Below are 1,200 nucleotides of genomic sequence, written 5' to 3' on the forward strand. Positions count from 1 at the left end.
CTAGTGGGCCGTCACGCAACCTTGGCCGGGTAACTGGTCCAGCTTCTGATCGGCGAACTGGCGGCGAAGTTCGTCTTGGGCTGGGCTCGGGCGTTGCGCCAGCGCACGTAGGCACCGATCGCCGCGTTCTGCTCGTCGTGGCTGCGGTGGTCGGTGCCGTTCAGGGCGTAATACCGCAACGCGGCGAACTCCGACTCGATCCAGTTCAACCAAGAGCCGTAGGTCGGCAGGAACACCAGCTCAACATCGTTTTCAGCGGTCCAGGCGCGGACCTGAGGATGTTTGTGCGGCGAGTAGTTGTCGGCGATCACGTACAGCGTCTCGCCTGGCCAGCGCACACGCAGCGTCTTGAGAAAGGACAACACCTCCCGCCAGCGCTTGCGCCTGCGGATCCGGTAGTACAACCTGCCGGTGGCCAGATCGAGCGCGGCGATCATCTGCATCACGCCGTTGTAGCGGTTGTAGGTGGCACGCAGCCGGCCCGGCGAACCCACCGGACGCCACCGCTTGCCCTTTCGAGGCAACAGGTTCAACGGCCCGAACTCATCCAGGCAGATCACCCGCCCGTCAGCGGGCGGGTGATCGTAGAGGTCCAGGACGCGCTGCATCTTGGCGATGAACTGCGGGTCCGTGGAGGACTTCCACGTCGTGGTCGTCTGCCAGGTCACCCCGCCTTTGCGGAGGATCCGCCGCAGGTGCTCACGGCTGATCGCGGACACCACCCCGCGGGCGATGAGGTGCGCGGCCAGGGTGCGCAGACTCCAGGTGGAGTGTCCGGTGATGCCCCATTCGGCGGGGACCGTCTTGGCGATCAGGCAGATGTGCTCACGCACTTCAGGACTGATCGTCGGTGGACGGCCCCCGTTCCATTTTGGGTCAAGCGCCTCGAACCCCTTCTCGTTGAAGGCGTGGATGACATCGCGCACGTAGTCGTCGCTGACCTGCATCAACGAGGTGATGTCCGGGACGCTCTGGCCTTGGCCGGACATCATCACCACGATCGCCCGCCGCAGCTTGACCGGATCCTTCGCGCTCCGCGTGATCCGCTGCAGCTTGCGGCCTTCCTCCATCGTTAACGGCCGGACGAACACTTCCGGTCGGCGAGCCACGACCACCTCCCAATATCGAAGAGGCAGCAAGCCTGGCGGGTTCACCGCTGGAGATCAATTACCCGTCCAAGATTCGGTGACGGGCCACTAG

Annotated in this window: 1 protein-coding gene; it reads right to left on the reverse strand. The window is 64.5% G+C overall.

The features are described from left to right. Positions 1–11 precede the first annotated feature (11 nt). On the reverse strand, positions 12–1,109 hold the full coding sequence (locus ACIA8R_RS52965) for an IS630 family transposase (RefSeq protein WP_397045852.1): 1,098 nt from the start codon (positions 1,107–1,109) through the stop codon (positions 12–14). Between the last annotated feature and the right edge of the window lie 91 nt (positions 1,110–1,200).

This window comes from Nonomuraea sp. NPDC051191, assembly GCF_044455665.1.
In the GTDB taxonomy this organism is placed as follows: Bacteria; Actinomycetota; Actinomycetes; order Streptosporangiales; family Streptosporangiaceae; genus Nonomuraea.